General features: G+C 61.9%; 13 protein-coding genes. 3 read left to right on the plus strand and 10 right to left on the minus strand.

The genetic code is table 11. The annotated features are described in order from the left end of the window. Window positions 1-10 precede the first annotated feature (10 nt). The gene (locus tag ELH03_RS12775; protein WP_128400445.1) at window positions 11-280 is read right to left on the minus strand and encodes a pentapeptide MXKDX repeat protein; all 270 of its coding nucleotides are present in this window, start codon (window positions 278-280) and stop codon (window positions 11-13) included. A gap of 234 nt (window positions 281-514) precedes the next feature. Between ELH03_RS12775 and ELH03_RS12780 the strand changes: the two genes are divergently transcribed. From ELH03_RS12780 to ELH03_RS12790, 3 genes are all read left to right on the plus strand, one after another. Next, window positions 515-1,063, plus strand: coding sequence for a sigma-70 family RNA polymerase sigma factor (locus tag ELH03_RS12780; protein ID WP_027683988.1), 549 nt, complete (start codon window positions 515-517; stop codon window positions 1,061-1,063). Then, window positions 1,060-1,704 (plus strand): NrsF family protein, encoded by a 645-nt coding sequence (locus tag ELH03_RS12785; protein ID WP_128400444.1) that lies wholly within the window; start codon window positions 1,060-1,062, stop codon window positions 1,702-1,704. The genes ELH03_RS12780 and ELH03_RS12785 overlap by 4 nt, the downstream gene beginning before the upstream one ends. A gap of 136 nt (window positions 1,705-1,840) precedes the next feature. Then, complete coding sequence (locus ELH03_RS12790; protein WP_128400443.1) at window positions 1,841-2,122, plus strand: nodulation protein; 282 nt, start codon at window positions 1,841-1,843, stop codon at window positions 2,120-2,122. A 102-nt stretch (window positions 2,123-2,224) separates the two neighbouring features. Here the strand turns inward: ELH03_RS12790 and ELH03_RS12795 are convergent, their stop codons facing one another. From ELH03_RS12795 to ELH03_RS12845, 9 genes are all read right to left on the minus strand, one after another. Next, complete coding sequence (locus tag ELH03_RS12795; protein ID WP_128400442.1) at window positions 2,225-3,718, minus strand: right-handed parallel beta-helix repeat-containing protein; 1,494 nt, start codon at window positions 3,716-3,718, stop codon at window positions 2,225-2,227. A gap of 475 nt (window positions 3,719-4,193) precedes the next feature. Further along, window positions 4,194-5,684 carry a right-handed parallel beta-helix repeat-containing protein gene (locus ELH03_RS12800; RefSeq protein WP_128400441.1) on the minus strand — a complete coding sequence of 497 codons (1,491 nt, stop codon included), beginning with the start codon at window positions 5,682-5,684 and terminating at the stop codon, window positions 4,194-4,196. 522 nt (window positions 5,685-6,206) lie between these two features. Next, complete coding sequence (locus ELH03_RS12810; RefSeq protein ID WP_128412136.1) at window positions 6,207-7,178, minus strand: DMT family transporter; 972 nt, start codon at window positions 7,176-7,178, stop codon at window positions 6,207-6,209. A 139-nt stretch (window positions 7,179-7,317) separates the two neighbouring features. Next, window positions 7,318-8,520, minus strand: a complete 1,203-nt coding sequence (locus ELH03_RS12815; RefSeq protein WP_128400439.1) for an ABC transporter permease — start codon at window positions 8,518-8,520, stop codon at window positions 7,318-7,320. A gap of 4 nt (window positions 8,521-8,524) precedes the next feature. Beyond that, window positions 8,525-9,664, minus strand: a complete 1,140-nt coding sequence (locus tag ELH03_RS12820) for an ABC transporter permease (RefSeq protein ID WP_128400438.1) — start codon at window positions 9,662-9,664, stop codon at window positions 8,525-8,527. Beyond that, window positions 9,661-10,365 carry an ABC transporter ATP-binding protein gene (locus ELH03_RS12825; protein WP_128400437.1) on the minus strand — a complete coding sequence of 235 codons (705 nt, stop codon included), beginning with the start codon at window positions 10,363-10,365 and terminating at the stop codon, window positions 9,661-9,663. Before ELH03_RS12825 ends, ELH03_RS12820 begins: the two co-directional genes overlap by 4 nt. Next, window positions 10,362-11,564 carry an efflux RND transporter periplasmic adaptor subunit gene (locus ELH03_RS12830; RefSeq protein ID WP_409995849.1) on the minus strand — a complete coding sequence of 401 codons (1,203 nt, stop codon included), beginning with the start codon at window positions 11,562-11,564 and terminating at the stop codon, window positions 10,362-10,364. The genes ELH03_RS12825 and ELH03_RS12830 overlap by 4 nt, the downstream gene beginning before the upstream one ends. A 262-nt stretch (window positions 11,565-11,826) precedes the next feature. Further along, window positions 11,827-12,897, minus strand: a complete 1,071-nt coding sequence (locus ELH03_RS12835; protein ID WP_128400435.1) for a helix-turn-helix domain-containing protein — start codon at window positions 12,895-12,897, stop codon at window positions 11,827-11,829. 264 nt (window positions 12,898-13,161) lie between these two features. Continuing rightward, entirely contained in the window at window positions 13,162-14,142 is a 981-nt protein-coding gene (locus ELH03_RS12845; protein ID WP_130659033.1) for an SDR family oxidoreductase, read from the minus strand. Window positions 14,143-14,223: the final 81 nt, after the last annotated feature.

Here is a 14,223-nt window from a genome sequence, read left to right on the forward strand (position 1 = left end):
CGGCCAAAGCTTACTTCATCGCGTCGCAGGCCTTCATCATCGTGTCCTTCTTCATGGTGTCCTTCTCCATGCCCGCATTGTGCATGCAGTCGGCCTTGGTGCTGCCGGTCGCCATGTTGTCCTTCTTCATCGCGTCCTTGGACATCGCATCCTTCGACATGGCGTCGGTCTTCATGCTGTCTTTCTTCATCGCATCGCTGCTTTGGGCGTTGGCGACGCCGGCAAGCGACAGGCCGATAACGAAGGTGCAGGCGGCAAGGCTGGAAAGGATCTTGGTCATGAGGGTCTCCTCGGATCGATTGACATGTCCGCCGACACTCGCCGACGGCTCACAGTCCTGAATTCGATCCCCTTGCGAAGGCGGTTACAGCCTCACGCTTATGTGATAGCGCTACAGCGCCGCGCGTCTTTTGGAGACGCGCAAAGGACGCTGTACACTTTGAATTGCCGCCGGAAGATTTTTGAATCGACCTGTAACCAAAGCGTCATCCACGCGAATGACATTGCAGACGACATGACGAGCGCCCATTCGGAACAAGCACTGAAGATGCTGATGCTTCTTTCCCTTGACGGGGACGAGGCGGCCTATCGACGTCTGCTCGTGACGTTGCGGACCCTGCTCGTCGGTTATTACGGCGGACGTATCGGCACTACCGCGAAATCCGACACGGAAGATCTTGTGCAGGAGACGTTGCTGGCGCTGCATTCGCGCCGAGCGACCTATGACAGGGAGCGGCCGTTCACCGCGTGGTTCTTCTCGATTGCCCGTTACAAGCTGATTGACCATCACCGGAAGCATGGCGGCCGGTACAAGGCGGAAATGGAGCTGGACGAGGAGATCGAAGACGACTTCAGGGAGGATGCGATTGCAGCGCGCATGGATGTCGAACGGCTGTTGAGCGGCCTGCCGCAGCACCAGCAGGAGCTGATCCGGCAGGTCAAGCTCGAGGGGCAGTCGGTGGCCGATACGGCAAGCCGCACCGGACAGTCGGAATCGGCGGTCAAGGTCGGCGTTCACAGAGGTATCAAGGCGCTGGCGGCAAGATTGCGAGGTGGAATGTGAGAGAGACTGAGGACGTGATCGACAGCCTTGTCCGGGATCTGAAGCCGGTGCCGAGACATGCGCTCGAACGCCGCTTCGCGCTCGCCATCCTGACCGCTCTGGCAATCTCGCTGGTGCTGATGCTTGTCGTCGTCGGCCTTCGCACCGACATGGCGCAGGCGCTGATGCTGCCGGTCTTCTGGATCAAGTCCGCCTACAACGCCCTGCTCGCAATCGCCGCCTTCGCAGCCGTTTACCGCCTGTCCCGGCCGGATGGCTCGGAAGGCCGCTTTTTCGGGATTGCCGCGGCCATCGTACTCGCCCTCGCCGTCATGGCGGTCATCCAGCTCGCCTTGTCACCCGCCGCAAGCTACCCCGTGCTGGTGCTCGGCTCCTCCGCCCTGCATTGCCCGCTGCTGATCTTTGCCTTTGCCATGCCGATCCTGATCGCAAATACCTGGGTGCTGCGTGGCGGCGCGCCGAGCAACCTCGGGGTGACCGGCTTCATCGCCGGCATTGCCGCCGGCGCATCCGGCGCCTGGGTCTATTCCTGGTTCTGCACAGAAAACGGCCTGCCCTTCGTCACCCTCTGGTATTCGCTCGGCATCCTCCTGACCGGTGCGATCGGCGCGCTGCTCGGGCCCCGCCTCCTGCGCTGGTAGCACCGGCTGGTTGCGGCGCAGCGCCGATAATCCTTCATCCTGCATGAAACCAGATGCAGCATTCCTGCGTACTACTCCGGGGATGAGTAGTGCGTACCCCCTGAATAGGAAAATACAGGCAGCGAGGAATGACGGCATGGTCAGGAAAGAAGGCGTAGCCCATATCACCCGGCAAGCCGCGGAACAGGGGCTGGCCAGGCTGATGATGCGGCTGCCTGCGACGCGGGCAACGATCAGAGCGGCCGCGGCGAGCCAGCCCCATTTTTACGAATTATGCGGCACGTATGGCGAAGCCTGCGCCGTCCTCGATCGCATGCGCCGGGATAGATCGGCCGATCCCGCAATTATCACCGAATACGAGATCATCTGCGCGGAAATCGAAGTCGACGTCATCAGGATCCTGCTCGGCGATCAATGAGACCCTCGCAAGCGCCGGGGCAGATCGCCGCCCTGATGATTCAGCGCCGCCGATAAGGTTATGGCCGCCCACCGCGGCATCGAACGGGGCGATACGCCCCCATCAGGTCAGCAGATCATCCACATGGATGGAGATGCTCAGCGTATCCGTGTCGAAATGCAGCGAAGTCCCATCCGAGATCTTGTAGTGGAAGGTATCGCTCACGTCTCCGCTGAGCCCGGCGAGTTTCGCGGCGTCGGCCGTATAGGTGTAATCGCCATCACTATCGACATGGATGGTGCCGTATTGGCCGGTGAGCGTCACGCCGTCCTTGTCGACGTATTCGCCCTCGAAGCGGCGAAGCAGCAGGGTTCCATTGGCCGAGCTGTCGTTTTCAAGGATATTGCCGTTATGGGCAGCGTCCAGGTCGGACGAGATTTTCAGGCTGTCATGGGTTGCAACAAGCGCAGGCGCCGTGTCCGTATGCGTCGTATCGCCGACCGCGAGACTATCGCTGCTCGCAAGCAACGTCGCCTGGGCTTCGTCGAGCGTCGTGTTGTTACTGACCGGAAAGGTGTTCGCGGCGATGATGGCGGGAGATATGCTGTAGGGAGTGACATCGCTGGCGATGACATTGTCGTGGAAGGAGCCGGATGCCGGCCTGTCGACCTTCAGCGCTGCCTGCGACAGATCGTCGAAGACGTTATTGTGAATATCGATATCTTCGCGAACGTAAGTGGTCGTGCCGGCGGCACTGACCGCCACGCCCCATACGCCGTCATGGATGTAATTGCCTGATATATCGTAGTCTCGCGTATCGCCCTGATCGCCGAGACCGATGGCGTAGGACCAGCTGTAGCCACCATAACCTGAAATATCGTTGTCGTGAATAGCGACGTTGGTGCCCGCTTGTGCGCCGATCCCGAAGCCGCCACCGATAATCGCGTTGTCCTCGACCAAGGCATTTACGGGCCGAACGAGCGCGATGACGCCCTTCGGCGTGGCGGCGCCCGTCTGGTCGAGGTAATTGCCGCTGATCACGATGTTGCTGCTGTCATTCATCTGGACGGCATCTGCCGCGGTGCCGTGGGCGTTGGTGACGGTGTTGTTGAGAAAATTGACGCCGTTGACTTTTTCGATCCAGACCCCGTCGCCGTTCACGTCGTTGATCGTGCTGTTTTCGATGGTGATGTTCGAACCGGTCCTGAACGTGACGGAACCTGACTTGCCCGCCAGTCCGGTATGATCGACCTCGACATTGCGCACGGTCCAGTTCGAAACAGAGCCGCCATAGATGGCCGCGCCGCCGGTATCCGATATCTTGATATTCTCTATGACGATGTTCGATGCATAGAGGCTGTGGATGCCGTCGTTGGGGCTATGGATGACTGGCGCATCGCCGACCCCGTAGCTGCCGATGGTGATCGGGGCATTCACTGTGCCGGAATATTTCAGATCGAGCTGGTCGTTGAACACGCTTCCGGCGGCGAGCAGCACGCTGTCGCCCGGCTGCAGCTTCAAGTTTTCCACCGCCCAGAACGATGCAAACGGCGTGTCCTCGCTCGTTCCACTGTTGCCGTTGGAGCCTATTGCTGGATTCACATAATAGATTGCCATATCGCCTTGTTCTCGAATTGCCGCGCAGCCGTCTGGATCGGCTGCGACGCGTGGATCGGATGCGGTCGGGGCTAAAGGCCATGTTAAGAGGGCCTTCGATATTGCCTTCACGACGGTTGGCAGACCCTATGGGCCTGCCTTGGTCCCGAGAAACGCCTGGCGGTGGCGATATCCTACGAACTACAACTTATACGAAAACAATCTACTAAAAAGCGACCGAAAGGTGAATGAACGATAATCGTACCCCTCGGCGACGTATGGTCGCAGAGGCTGTAGACGTTCTGTTTCAGGTCAGTCGTAAGCCAGAAAGGCGAGGCCGTGTGGCACGCCCCTTACCCTCACCCGGCTGCAGCCGGATGAGGGGCGCTGCGGAGCCATTTGATGGCGAGAGCAACGCTTCCCCGGGGAGCGGAAGCAACGCCTCCCCGGGGGAGTCACGCCTCCCCGGCGTAGCGCCGCTCCCGGCACCCTCACCTCAGCTCAGCAAGCTATCCAGGTGGAGGTAGACGGTCAGCGTATCCCCGTCGCTATGATGCGAGGTTCCATCGTTGACCCCGTAGCTGAAGGACTCGCTCACATGTCCGCTATGGTCGGTGGGGAGCTTCGTTTCATCGAGCGTGTAGGCATAGTTGCCTTCCCTGTCCACGTGGATGTCGCCGTATTCCCCGGTCAGCGTAAGGCCGTGCTTGCCGACGGTTTCATCCCCGAAGCGGCGAAGCACCAGGGTGTCATTGTCCGAGCTGTCGTTTTCGAGAAGATTGCCATGATGGGCAGCACCCGTATCGGTCAGGATCTTCAAATTGTCATGGACAGCGACAACTGCCGGATCCGCGACCGCCTCCGTTACTGCGGCAGTCTTGGCAACCGGGCTCGCCAGCGCCGTCTCGACATTGGCGACCGTATGGTTGCCTGTGACCGTGAAGGTATGAGCGTCGACGATGGCGGGCGAGATGCTGGTGGCCTTGGTGCCGGTCTCGACGGTATTGTTGTAAAAGGAGCCTGATGCGGGCCTGTCGACCTTCAGCGCCGCCTGCGTCAGGTCGTCGAAGACATTGTCGTGGACGTTGATATTCGTGCGGACATAGCTGGGGCTGCCGGCAGCGGAGATGACCACACCCCATGCCCCATCGTGGATATGATTGCCCGCGATATCGTAGTCTCTCGTATTGCCCGTGTCGCCGAGACCGACGGCGAAGGACCAGCTGTAGCCGTGAAATCCCGATATGTCGTTGTCGCGGATGGCAATATTCTTGCCGGCCTGCGCGCTGATGCCGAAGCTGCCGCCGGTGAGCGTATTGTCCTCGACCACGGCACTCACCGGCCTGACGAGTGCGATCACGCCCTTCGGACTATCGGCATGCGTCTGGTCGAGATGATTGCCGCGGATCAGAATGTTGCTGCTGTCGTTCACCTGCACGGCATCGGCCGTCGCGCCATGGGCGTTGGTGACGGTGTTGTTGAGAAGCTTGATGCCGGTGACCTTTTCGATCCAGAAGCCGTCGCCTCTGACGTCCGATATCTTGCTGTCTTCGACCGTGACGTTCTTGCTGCTCCGGAAGGTGACGGCGCCCGCATTTTCCGACAATCCCGTCTTGGCGATCTCGACGTCGCGGACCGTCCAGTTCGTGACACTTCCGCCATAGATGCCCGCACCTGATGTATTCGATATCTTCAGGTTCTCGATGACGATGTTCGAGGCATAGAGACTGTGGATGCCGTCGCCGCTGCTGTGGATGACGGGCGCAACACCCGTCCCGTAACTGCCGATCTTGATCGGCGCACTCTCGCTGCCTGAATATTTGATATCGAACTGCTCGTTGAACACGCTTCCCTTGGCAAGAAGCACGCTATCGCCGGGTTTCAGTTCCAATGATTCCACTTTGGACAAAGTCGCAAAAGCCGATTTCTGGTCCGTTCCGCTGTTGCGGTTGGAGCCAGTCGCTGAGTTCACATAGTAGACTGTCATATCGCCATGTTGCCCTGTTCGTCGGATCGCTAAGTCGCCGCCGGGATCGCCCAGGATCGGCCGATCGGATGCGGCGGGGGGCAGCCGGCCACGGCAAGAAGGCGATAAGATGTTGTCAATGGGGCAATGGGCGGGTTCGCGAGCCTCATTCCACAGGCAATTGCCTGGTGTGACGAAAGTTACAACTTGGGCCGAGAAATCGGCGACTTCGAGGTGAATAAATCGCGGCGTGTTTGCGCGAGGCGCACGTCGCCTTCGGTCTGTACGCCATGTGATTCTTGCCTTCGCTTACGCTCAAGGCGTGAGGAGCGCCAGCGACGAACGCCTTGAGCGTAAGCGAAAGGCGTACTCCAAGGTGAAACCCTACCCCCCTCGCCCTCAAAGCCGAGGTCAGCGGCAACCATGTCGCAGCGATGGGGAGACCTCAGGCCCTACAGCGCCGCGCGTCTTTTAGACGCGCAAAGGACGCTGTAGCACTTTGAATTGCTGCATAATTCCTTAAATCGATCCCGATTTAAGGAATTATGCAGGAGCCGCTTCGGCCTTGGTCTTCGGCTTCAGCAGGATGATGAGAAGCAAGCCGGCAATGATGAGTGCCGCGCCTTCGAGGTGATAGCGTTGCAATTGCTCGCCGAGGATCAGATAGGCGAGCACGGCGATGAAGATGGTCTGAATGTAGAGGAGGACGCCAGCCCGAGCCGCCCCCAGTGCCTCGATGCTACGATTGAAGAGGTAGTACATGACCGCCCCGCCGGGGATCGCGACATAGGCGAGCGCGATGAGCCCGCTGCCGTTGAGCGTCGAGCGCTCGTCTGAGAATAGCTCGAACAGGTAGAAGGGCAGCGCCGTCAGCACCGCCGCGCCGAGCAGCAGCACCAGGAGCGCAAGGCGATTCATATCGAATTTCGCGCGGCGGAGCAGGACGGTATAGAGGCTGAAACAGAACGCGCCAGCGACGATCCACAGTTCACCCGGGTTGAAGTCGAGCCGCATCAGCGCGGCCGGACTGCCCTTGATGATGATGACCACGATCCCGAGAAAGGCCAAGATCGATCCGATCACCTGCCAGTGTCCCATCGGCTCGGCCAGCATCAAACGGGCAAGGATCATGGTGATGATCGGGATCAGGGCGATGATGATGCCGGCAGTGGTGGCATCGGCATGTTCGAGGCCGACAAAAATCATGCCCTGGCAGATCGCCAGTCCCACACCGCCAATGAGAAGCAGTTCGAGCGGGCGAGCCCGCACCAGCGCGACCATGTCGGCGAAATGCCGGCGCACGATCGGCATCAGGATCGCGAAGGCGATCAGCACGCGCCAGAAGCAGAGCGCCCAGGGCGGCATCTCGGTAGAAACCCATTTCGCGGCGATATAGACGCCGGCCGACAGCAGCCAGCAGAGAACACCCACGGAATAGGCGGCGGCAAGCGAATTGCCTGCCGCCTGTTCCGTCCCGACTGTGTCGCGATGGACCGCCAAGACATTCATTGCCATGGCTCAGTTATGCCACAGTTTCCATGGGCTGCACAGATGAGGCGGCGGCGCTCCGCCTGTTGCAGATGTCTCCTTCGGGCCGATCAGGACGGGTCGCCATGATGATGTGACTCGCCCGGAGGGTTTAGACAGCCAGCCTCTACCCCCTCGCCCGCAAAGCCGAAGTCAACGGCAGCCGTGTCGCCGCCAGCGCCGGCAACGCCCCGCCGATGATGCCGATGGCAAGGCCCAGCAGGCCGGCGGTGAGTGCCACGTCGGCGGTGACGTCGAGCTGGAAGGCCATCTTGGTATTGTCAGCGCCCATCGTGCTTGCCTGCCAGCCGTTAAAGGCGAGCCATGAGACGAGGATGCCGAGCGCCGACCCCGCGACAGACAGCAGCACGGCCTCGACCCAGGTCGCGGTAAAGGCCGGCAGGCGGCCGAAGCCGAGCAGACGCAGCGTGGCGATCTCGACAGTGCGGTCGGAAACCGAGCTCATCATCGTGTTCAGCGCGCCGGCCGTTGCGCCCACCGCCATCAGCAGCGCGAGGGGCCAGCCGAACAGGCGAATAAGGCTCTCGGTGCGCTCGGATTGCGCGGCATAGAGATCGGCCTCGGAGACCGCGGCGAGCTGGGCGCCGGGAATTGCCGAAAGATGCTGTCTCAGCGCGTCCAGACCACCCGCCCCATCGAGGCGCATACGCAGGCTCTGCACCTGCCCCTGCCGGTCAAAGGCCGATTGCACCGCTTCCAGATCCGCCCAGACCTCGGATTCGAAGGCGCTGCCGCCCGAGGTGAAATGCCCGACGACAATCCAGTCGACCGCGCCGAGCCGCACCCTGTCGCCGACAGCGAAGCCGGAGAACTCGTCGGCGATACGGGCGCCGACGACGATTTCGCGGGCGCCTTGGGAAAAGAGCCGCCCCTGCGAAAGCATCGCTCGATCGCGCAAGCCGGAGCCGGCCGGATCCATGCCGCGTAGCGACAATGTCTGCTCGGCGCCATCGCTTGCCCTGATGACATCGACGGGAACAATGACCTCGCGCGACAGCGCCAATCCGCCCGCCGCGTCGCGCACCACGCCGATATCGCCGGTCATGGCGCTTAGGCTGCGGATCGCCTCGGCCGGCACGTCCGAGCCGGTCTCCTGGTTGGTGCCGCCGCCAAGGACGACCGCGATGTCTGGCGAGCCGGCGCCGCCAAGTGCCCTCTCGAAACCGCGCGCCATGGCGAGAAACCCCGACAGCACCGCCACGACGAGAGCGACCGACAGCACCATCGACAGCGAGATCCAGAGCCGCCGCGGCAGGCTGCCGAGATTGACTCTGATCATGAGAAATATCTGCTTGAGCGCTGATGACATTGGACTATCTCGATCTGAAGGCGTTGACGATGGGCAGGCGCATGGCGTTGAGGGCGGGCAACAGCCCGGTCAGGAGCCCGAGACCAGCAATGATGGCGACGGACTTCAACAGCACCGACAGACTGAAGGCGAGGCCGAACTCGGCGCCGATCAACAGCGTCGCAAGCTTGGCAAGAAAGAGCCCGCCCGCCCCACCGGCTGCGAAGATGAACAGCGTCTCGCCGAGCACCAGCGTCATGATCCGGCCTTGGGAAAAGCCCAGCACCTTCATGACGCCGATCTCGAAGCTGCGTTCCCTCACGGCAAAGAGCATGGTGTTCACCGTGATCATCAGGATGGTCACCAAGGCCGCGCCGACGACGAGACTGACGATCAGGCCGACGTCGGCGAACTGCCGCAGGAAGGCTTCGAGGAACTGCTTTTCTGACTGTGTCCGCGTCTGCGCCGCCGAGTTGGCAAACAGCGCATCGATCCGCGCCGCCAGCACGCCCGGCGACACGCCCTGGCGCGGGCGCACCACGAAGGCGTCGACCGTATCCTTGTCGCGCGCGCGAGCCGCATTGATCGTATCGTAGCGGGCGAGCATGAAATAAGTGTCGGTGCTGGCATTCGCACCCTCGAAGATACCCGCGATCACGAAGCTCCAATCGCGGCTTCCATCGGTCTTCATCAGCTGGCTGGTGACGCCGATGCGCTGGCCGACCGACCAGCCCTGCGCCTCCGCCAATGCCCGGCCGACGAGCACCCGGTCGCGGCTCTCTTCGAGCGCTGCGATCAGCTCCGGCGTCAGCCCGAGCTCGTCGCCATTGGCAGCGGCAATCGAGCGCGGAACGACTGCGCTCGTCATGACGACATTCTTCTCCACCTCGACGAACCCACGCATACGCGCGGTATAGGCGACGGCGGCGACATCGCCGTCCGCAGCGATCCGGTTGAGATAGGCGAGCGGCAGCGGCAGCCCTCGGCCTGATTTGTTGAAGACGCCGAGCAGATTGTCGCTGGCGCCGGCCGCCCCTTGGCTGCCGCCGAGGAAACTCGCCGTCAGGGCGTAGATCAGGAAGGCGATGCCGACCGAGAACATCAGCAATGTCGCCCTCAGCCGCTTGCGCCAAACATTACGCCGCATCAGTTGGAAGAAGGTCATCGGCCCCTCCCTTGCTGCTCGACGAATTCGCCCTTGTTGAGATGCAACGTGCGTCGGGCGAAGGCGGCGGCCTCGGGATCATGCGTGACCATGATGATAGTCTTCTGAAGCTCGCTATTGAGAAAACCCAGCATCTCGAGGATATCGTTGGCCGATTTCCGGTCGAGATCGCCGGTCGGCTCGTCGCAGAGCAAGAGGTCGGGATCGCCGACGATGGCGCGGGCAATGCCGACACGCTGCTGCTGCCCGCCGGACATGCTCGATGGAAACTGCCGCTGCCGGCCCGCAAGACCGACGAGCTCCATGACAGTGTCGACGCGGGCGTGCCGCTCCTTTCGCCCGAGCGGCTTCAAGAGCAGCGGCAGCTCGATATTCTCGCCGGCATTCAGCATCGGCAGCAGATTGTAGAACTGGAAGACGATGCCCATGCCATGCGCCCGCCACGCGGCTCTGGCGCCCTCGCCCATCTGCTCGAGATGGCTGCGGCCGATCCTGATCTCCCCGGCATCAGGGCTGTCGATGCCGCCGAGCATGTTGAGCAGCGTCGATTTCCCCGAGCCCGACGGCCCCATGACGGCAACGAAATCGCCGCGCGCGATGGAAAGGTCGAGCGAGGAAAAGATCGGAATCGTCTCCGCGCCGATCCTGAATGCCTTCCGGACGCCGCGAAGCGCGATATAGGGTTCTTGAGAGTCGGTCATCGCTCTGCTCCTTGCTGATGGTCAGTGATATTCGCGGCCTGCGGCCGAAAGGTCGCAGTTCCGCCCGCCTGCGGGCCGAAAGTTGTTGTTTCGTCCACCACAAGGCGGATGCGCGCGGCCATGGCGGGGCGCATGTCTGGAGGCGACGAGGAGAGCGACAGGCGAAGCGTCACCGTCCCCTTCTCCCGCGAGATCATGGGCGCAATCTGCGATACTTCGACCGCAAACGGCTGGTCGGGAAAGCCGTCGAGCACCGCCTCCCCACGCAAGCCCGGCCGCATCAGTGCAATATTCGCCTCGGCCACATCGGCATCGATGACCATGTTTGTCATGTCGGCAATCGCAAGCAGGCTTTCATTCTCCCGCACGCTGTCCTCGCGCGACAGCACGGTGTCGCCGACATGCGCGGTAAGCCGCGTGACGGTACCTGATATCGGCGCCCGGACGGCCAGTGCCTCCACCTGCTCGCGCGCCCTTTCGATATCGAGATCCGCCTTGGCCACATCTTGCCGTGCCTGCAGGGCGGCATTTTCGGCAGTGTCGAACGCCGTCTTCGCCTCCTCCAGCGTCTGCGCGGACATCGCATCGCGCCCTGCCAGCCGCTCGGTGCGCGTGAGGGAAGACCGCGCCTGCGCCAATTCGATAGTCTTCGCCGCCAGCGCCAGCCCCGCCGATTGCCGGGCGATCTCGGCCCCCTCAACCGCAAAGCGGGCGCCCGCATCGTCGAGCCGCAGCAGCACCTGCCCCGCCGCAACCTTGCCCCCCACCTCGACTTCGACGTCGACGATCCGGCCCTCATATTTGGAAAAGACGGTAGCGATATCGGGTGCCACGACGTAGCCGGAGCCGGTGACTTCCCGGGTTGGCAAGGCCGGGCTCGCTGCTTCATCGGCAGGCAACGCCCGCCCATGCTCGGCAGTAGCGCCGCCCTCGGCCGGCGCCTCCGCTCCACGAACGGATATCGCAGGGTCGCTGCTCGCGAAGCCTGCAAGCATGGTCTCGATGCGCTCAAGCGCCTCGGGCCGATAGAAAAGAACTACCGCCAGCGATGCCGTCGCGGCAAAGGCCAGCATTGCTCCGGGGATCACACGCCGCCGGACACGGGGCTCCGGCGGCTCTGTCTCGAAGACCGCGGGCTCGATCGAAAGCGATCTCAGCTTGGCGGCAAGGTCTCGGTCATGTTCTGATGTCGTGTTCATGCCGCAAGAATGACGAAGGGCAGCCACACCGCGACCTCGAACGCGTTTCTGGCAGTCCTCGATCGCGATTGTGTACGTGGCAGGCAAGGCACCGGGGTCAGCGCTGATGGTGAGGAGGCCCGAAGGGCCGTCTCGAACCACGAGGGCGGGTGATTGCGTGGGTGCAGGCTCATGCTGCTGGATGAAGCGCCGGTGGCCAGCCCCGTCCTTCGAGGCCCCTTAGCGGCACCTCAGGAGGAGGCGGAAGAGGACTGGCCTCAATTCAGGACGACACCGGAGGGAAGCCCGCGCCCTTCTTCTGCCGCCAGGCAAGCGGCGTCATATCCGTAACCCGGCGGAATTCGCGGTTGAAGTTGGACTTGGTCTGGAAGCCGACCTCGAACATTACCTCGGTCACCGATTTCTGGGTAGCGGTAAGCAGCCGGCAGGCCTCGCCGATCCTGTAGTCATTGACATATTGCGAGACGTTCTTGTCCATCGCTCGGTTGATCGCCGCCGAGATCTGGCGGGCGGGAATGCCGGCCTTGCGGGCCAGCCGGTCGAGATTGAGATTGGCGTCGCGATAGAGCCTCTTTGCCTCCATCAGCGCATCGACCGTGGCGATCGTCTCCTTGTCCTCGGTCGTTTCGGGCTTCAGCGCCGCCTCCACCGTCTCGGCCGGCGCCTGGCTTCGGCTGGCGGCTGCGGCCGCAATACCGAGGATGACAAGGACGGCGAGGTTGCTGACGCTGATCAGCGTCAGCGCATGCTCGCCATGCGCCCATGTGAAATCGAGAAAGACGAAGATATCGACTGAGGCCGACAGGCACAGCGCCACCGCCGCGAAGATGATTGCCCGATAGGCCGGCACCGCCCCCTCGAAGGGCGCTAGCCGAAGCGCATCGGCGCCCGGCCGCATCAGAAGCAGGATCGCCAGGGCATAACCGACGAACACAAGCACCAGCGCAATATCGATCACATCCCGCCGGGACACCATCAACAAGAGGATGACGGCGGCGGGCACGGCATGCAGCGCAATCCGCGCCGCCAGCGGCCGCCGGCTCGTCCTCACCAGCCTCGAAACCCCGGCATAGGCGAGCGGCGGCACCATCGCCGCTGTGACGGGCGCAATCACGCCCACCGCCTGCACCCCATACCCCCAGCGCAGACCGGCGAGGATGGATTGCAGCACGGCGAACAGGATCAGTGCCAGAAACGGCCGGTTGGGCTGCGCCTCCTCGTCGCGCCGGAGGACGGTGACGAAGAGGACAAGCAGCAGAAGGGCAACGACGAAGGGAAGCGGAATGAACAGCATGGCCTGGTAGGATCGGAGTGGCGAACAGATGGCCATCATTGCCGAGATCCTCACCCGGCGCGACCTCCATCATGTTTTTGGACGCGTTTTAGGCTGGGATTTTTTGTGAACTGCATACCGTGATACCCCCGTCCGACCCTTCGGTCGCCGGCCACAAGTCTCAATCCGTCGTTGAGGTCGGTATGGTTGTTTTCCAGCCAACCCGACAGGCTGTCGAGATCGGCGACATCGCAAGTCCGGCGATCAGCGCGAGCACGACCGCCTGCGTCGGGTCTTTTGGAAAGTTGTTCTACGAAGAACTGCCTAGCCGAGAGCGCTTTGCGCAGCGCAAATCCGATCGACCAAAGCATCAAGATCGCCCCTTGGCGGGCGGTTCTTGGCCAGGCGCTGCTTGAGATGCATGATCGGCTCCGCCAGAATTTCATCAAGGCTCTCGGCGCAGGTGAAATCGCCTGCCACACTTTTGACCTTTGAATTGTCAAAGATCGCCGACCATGCCTTGTCGCCCCGCAGCGGCCCAAGCCACTCCGGATTGTAGCGGACCAGGGTGTCCGTCGGCACGTGTACGATCCTGGGCTCGACATCAAGCAATCTGGCGATCGCCGTTTGAATATCGTTCCAGATGTGGGCGCGGTCGGAGGTGATATGGAAGATTTCGTTCAACGCCGCCGGCTTGCCGAAAAGCCCGACAAAGGGCACCGCAAAATCAACCGAGCGGGTCAGCGTCCAGGGCGTATGGCCATCGCCCGCCACGATGGTGGGCTCGCCATCCAGCATGCGTCTCGCCATGACATCGCTGTCGCCCATCATGATGGGCAGGCCCGTGCGAACGGTGTGACTGGGACGGACGATGGTCCAGGCGAGATTCTGGGAATTCTTGAGCAACGTCTCGCAGGCGATCTTGTCCTGACTATAGCGCCAGTAGGGGTTGATCGCCGGTGTCTGCTCGGTAATCACGTAGTGGCGCGGCGGCTTTTCATAGACCGAGGCCGAAGAGATGAAAATGTACTGGCCACACTGCCCCGCAAACACATCGATATCACGCGCGATCTGATCGGGTGTAAAGGCAATGAACTGGCAGACAACGTCATAATTGGCCTTGGCGAGATCCACATAGGCGGGTGCCGCGAGATCACCGACGATCGAGGTAACCCCCGAAGGCAATGGGTTGCCTCTCAAACTGCGGTTATAGACGCTGACATGGTGACCCTGAGCCACGGCGCGCTCGACGCACGGATATGAAATCTGGCCGGTACCGCCAACGAAAAGAATTTTCAAAGCCATGTAAAGGACCCCGGTGTCGGATGTGGCGGGATATACGGTCAGTCTTCATAGCGTGAAAGAAATTGGTCGTCTCCTGCAAAA

Origin of the sequence: Rhizobium beringeri, from assembly GCF_004306515.1 — a bacterium.
GTDB lineage: Bacteria > Pseudomonadota > Alphaproteobacteria > Rhizobiales > Rhizobiaceae > Rhizobium > Rhizobium beringeri.

Excerpts from the sequence above, each read along its gene's own strand:
- ELH03_RS12790 (WP_128400443.1), top strand. The coding sequence starts at position 1,841 with ATGGTCAGGAAAGAAGGCGTAGCCCATATCACCCGGCAAGCCGCGGAA.
- ELH03_RS12795 (WP_128400442.1), bottom strand. The coding sequence starts at position 3,718 with ATGGCAATCTATTATGTGAATCCAGCAATAGGCTCCAACGGCAACAGT.
- ELH03_RS12780 (WP_027683988.1), top strand. The coding sequence starts at position 515 with ATGACGAGCGCCCATTCGGAACAAGCACTGAAGATGCTGATGCTTCTT.
- ELH03_RS12775 (WP_128400445.1), bottom strand. The coding sequence starts at position 280 with ATGACCAAGATCCTTTCCAGCCTTGCCGCCTGCACCTTCGTTATCGGC.
- ELH03_RS12825 (WP_128400437.1), bottom strand. The coding sequence starts at position 10,365 with ATGACCGACTCTCAAGAACCCTATATCGCGCTTCGCGGCGTCCGGAAG.
- ELH03_RS12815 (WP_128400439.1), bottom strand. The coding sequence starts at position 8,520 with ATGTCATCAGCGCTCAAGCAGATATTTCTCATGATCAGAGTCAATCTC.
- ELH03_RS12830 (WP_409995849.1), bottom strand. The coding sequence starts at position 11,564 with ATGAACACGACATCAGAACATGACCGAGACCTTGCCGCCAAGCTGAGA.
- ELH03_RS12800 (WP_128400441.1), bottom strand. The coding sequence starts at position 5,684 with ATGACAGTCTACTATGTGAACTCAGCGACTGGCTCCAACCGCAACAGC.
- ELH03_RS12845 (WP_130659033.1), bottom strand. The coding sequence starts at position 14,142 with ATGGCTTTGAAAATTCTTTTCGTTGGCGGTACCGGCCAGATTTCATAT.
- ELH03_RS12835 (WP_128400435.1), bottom strand. The coding sequence starts at position 12,897 with ATGATGGCCATCTGTTCGCCACTCCGATCCTACCAGGCCATGCTGTTC.
- ELH03_RS12820 (WP_128400438.1), bottom strand. The coding sequence starts at position 9,664 with ATGACCTTCTTCCAACTGATGCGGCGTAATGTTTGGCGCAAGCGGCTG.
- ELH03_RS12810 (WP_128412136.1), bottom strand. The coding sequence starts at position 7,178 with ATGGCAATGAATGTCTTGGCGGTCCATCGCGACACAGTCGGGACGGAA.